The organism is Streptomyces sp. CC53, assembly GCF_001865245.1.
In the GTDB taxonomy this organism is placed as follows: domain Bacteria; phylum Actinomycetota; class Actinomycetes; order Streptomycetales; family Streptomycetaceae; genus Streptomyces.
In genome coordinates, this window is record NZ_MKXB01000059.1 from 1 (window position 1) to 3,812 (window position 3,812).

Sequence of the window (3,812 nt, forward strand, 5' to 3'; positions counted from 1 at the left end):
CCGCCGCAGTCTCCCCGGCCGTGCCGTGACCGCGCGCGGCCCCACCCCCACCCCAGTCCCGCGTCCCGACCCTCCTCGGGCGTTCCTCCTCACCACCTAGGACCTCCTGTGCAGTCACACACAGCCACATCCGATACGCGTCCTCTCGTCATCGCCGTCGTCGGCAGCGGTCCGCGCGGCATCTCCGTCCTGGAGCGGCTCGCCGTGCGGACCGCCGCGGAGGCGCAGACCGCGGCCGCCTCGGGCGCCGCGCCCCGCCCGGTGCGGGTCCACCTGATCGACGCGACCGAGGTCGGCGCCGGCCGCGTGTGGCGCACCGACCAGGACGACTGGTTCACCATGAACACCGTCATCAGCCAGGTCACGATGTACTCCGGCGACCCCGACGGGGGCCCCGCCAGGCCGGGTGCCGGCCCGTCCCTCGGCCAGTGGATCGAGGAGCGCGCCCGCACCGCGGGCGAGGAGCTGCTGGGCCCCGACGACTACGCCCCGCGCGTGCGGTACGGCGAGTACCTGGTGGACGTGTACCGGACCGTCGTCGACGCCCTGCCCGAGCACGTGGAGCTGGTGCCGGTGAAGGGCCGCGTCACCGCGGTGCGGACGGGTGCCGGGAGCGGCTACCTGCTCAGCCTGGACACCGCGCCGCACCTCCTGGAGGCCGACCGGGTCGTCCTCGCCACGGGCCACCCGGTGAACGCCCCCGACGCCTTCGAGCAGGAGATGCTCGACTTCTCGACGCGGGTTCCCGGGCTGCACTACCTGTGCGGTGACTCCGCCGCCGACATGCCCCTGGACGAGGACACCATCCCGGCCGGCAGCGCGGTCGGCATCCGCGGCATCGGGCTCTCCTTCTACGACGTGATGCTGTCGCTGACCGTCGGCCGCGGCGGCACCTTCCACCCGCGTGAGGACGGCACGCTGGAGTACCGGGCGAGCGGCCGCGAGCCGCACATCGTCGCCGGGTCGCGCAGCGGACTGCCCATCCCCGCCCGCGGCCGCAACCAGAAGGAGCCGAACTTCAGCCACAAGGCGCTCTTCCTCACGAAGGACGCCCTGGAGTCGGCGCGGGCCGCGCGGCGCGCCGCGGGCGGCACCGGCCAGCTGGACTTCGCCGAGGACGTGCTGCCGCTGCTGCTGCAGGAGGTCGAGCACGTCTACTACGTCACGCATGTGCGCAACGCCCGCGGGGCGCAGGCCGCGGACGCCTTCGCCGCCGAACACGCCGAGGCCCTGCGCGCCGGGCGCGACCGCGGTGAGCTGCTGGCCTCGGCCGGTCTCGCGCAGGTCCCGCCCGTCGACCTCGACGCCCTGGCCCGCCCGTTCGGCGACGAGCGGTTCGGCTCGCCGGAGGAGTTCCGGGAGCGGCTGCTGAAGGTGATGGACGACGACCTGGCGGCCGCCGCGCTCGGCACCCTGGACGGTCCCCTGAAGTCCTCGCTGGACGTGCTGCGCGACATCCGCAACGTGGTGCGCCTGGCCGTCGACTTCGGCGGGCTGCTGCCCGAGTCGCACACCGGGTTCTTCCACCGGAAGTTCCTGCCGGTCAACGCCCTGCTGTCGGCAGGTCCGCCGATGTACCGGGTGGAGCAGCTGCGCGCGCTCATCGAGCAGGGCGTGGTCGAGGTGGCGGGGCCCGGTACCCGGTTCGGCACCGACGAGGAGGCCGGCGGCTTCCTCGTGGAGTCCCCGCAGGTGGCCGGCTCCGCGCGGGTCGTGCGGGCGCTGATCGACGCCCGGATCCCGACGCCCGACCTGCACCGCGACACCTCGCCGCTGACGCGTCAGCTGCTGGAGGAGGGCATGGTCCGCCCGTACGTGATCGAGGGCCCGGCCGGCAGCCGTTTCGTCACCGGCGGCCTGGAGGTGACGGACAGCCCGTTCCACGTGGTCGACGCGCACGGCGTGCCGCGCCCCGACCTGTACGCGCTCGGCATCCCCACCGAGCACACCCGGTGGTTCACCCAGGTCGGCAGCAGCCGCCCCGGCGTCAACACCCTCTTCTACCGGGACGCCGACGCGATCGCGCAGGACGCGCTGCGCCCGCTGGTGGTCGTCCGGGAGAACGAGGCGGCGGTCGCCGCCGCGGCACCCGGGGGTGCGGGATGACCCGGCCGTCGGCGACCGAGGAGTTCCGGGCGGCCCGGAACGTGCTGCTGCTGCACCGGACGGACCTGGCGAAGGCCGCGGCCGAGTTCCGCTGGCCGCGCCCCACCCACTTCAACTGGGCCCTCGACTGGTTCGACGCGGTGGCGGCGGAGCGGGGGGAGACGGCCGCGCTGCGGATCGTGGGCGGCGCCGGGCCCGACACGGACCGGGAGCTGACCTTCCGTGACCTGTCACGGCGGTCGGCGCAGGTCGCGGTGTGGCTGCGGTCGCTGGGCGTGCGCCGGGGCGACCCGGTACTGCTGATGCTGGGGAACCGGGCGGAGGTGTGGGAGACCATGCTCGCCGCCATCAAGCTGGGCGCGATCGTCATCCCCACGTACACGACGGCGACCCCGGCCGAGCTGGCGGACCGGCTGGACCGGGGCGGCGTGCGGTACGTCGTCGCGGAGGCGGGCCTGGCGGGCCGGTTCGACGAGGCGGGCGACCCCGGGTCCCGCCGGTGGACGGGCATCAGTGTGGGCGGCTCGCCCGAGGGCTGGCTGCCGTACGAGCTGTCCGCGGGCGTGGAGGCCGACTTCGCCCCGTCCGGCCCCACGCCCGCGGACGACCCGCTGTTCCGGTACTTCACGTCGGGCACGACGTCGAAGCCGAAGATGGTGGAGCACACCCACGTCAGCTATCCGGTGGGTCACCTGTCCGGCATGTACTGGAACGGCGTCAAGCCGGGCGACGTGCACCTGAACATCTCGGCGCCGGGCTGGGCGAAGCACTCGTGGAGCTCGTTCTTCGTGCCGTGGAACGCGGAGGCGACGGTCGTCGCCCTCGACGCGGCGCGCAGCACGCCCGCGGACATCCTCGACGTGCTGCGCACCCGCGGGATCACGACGTTCTGCGCCCCGCCGACGGTGTGGCGCGGGATGGCGGCGCACGGGCTCGGCCCGCGGCCGCCCGCGCTGCGCGAGGCCGCGGCGGCCGGCGAGCCGCTGGAGGCGGCGCTGATCGAGCGGGTGGCCCGCGAGTGGGGGCTGGACCTGCGGGACGGGTACGGGCAGACGGAGACCACCGGCCAGATCGGCAACCCGCCCGGCCGCACCCCGGTGCCCGGCAGCATGGGCTTCCCGCTGCCCGGCCACACGGTCGTCCTCGTCGACCCGGAGACCGGGCGGGAGGTCCCGGACGGCACGCCGGGCGAGCTCTGCCTGGACCTGGCGGACCCGCCCGTGGGCCTGATGCGGGGGTACGTCGGGGATCCTGAGCGCACGGCGAAGGCCCTCGCGAACGGCTACTACCACACGGGTGACCTGGGGGTCCGCAACCCGGACGGTTCGCTGACCTACGTGGCCCGCGCCGACGACATGTTCAAGGCGTTCGACCACCGGATCTCGCCGCGGGAGCTGGAGGACGTGGTGCTGCGGGACGAGGGGGTGGCCGACGCCGCGGTGGTGCCGGTGCCCGACCCCGTCGGCCTGTGGGCGCCGAAGGCGTACGTGGTCGCGGCCCCGGGACGGCCCGCCGGAGCGGAGGCCGCGCGGCGCATCCTGGACCGGGTGCGGGCGGAGCTGCCGCCGGAGAAGTGGGTGCGGGTGCTGGAGTTCGTCCCGTCCCTGCCCCGGACCACGTCGGGCAAGGTGCGCCGCGCCGAGCTGAGAGACCGCGGTGCGGACTCCGGCGGCGTGGAGTACCGCGTCGAGGCGCTGCCGGAGGGC

The 3,812-nt window shown here is 74.9% G+C and carries 2 protein-coding genes; both read left to right on the plus strand.

All coding sequences use genetic code 11. The features are described 5' to 3' along the window. Positions 1-108: 108 nt before the first annotated feature. Positions 109-2,106, plus strand: coding sequence for an FAD/NAD(P)-binding protein (locus BJP40_RS05355; RefSeq protein ID WP_071270397.1), 1,998 nt, complete (start codon positions 109-111; stop codon positions 2,104-2,106). After that, positions 2,103-3,812 (plus strand): acyl-CoA synthetase (locus BJP40_RS05360; RefSeq protein WP_071279036.1); only part of this gene is annotated, 1,710 nt, incomplete at its 3' end. The genes BJP40_RS05355 and BJP40_RS05360, both read left to right, overlap by 4 nt.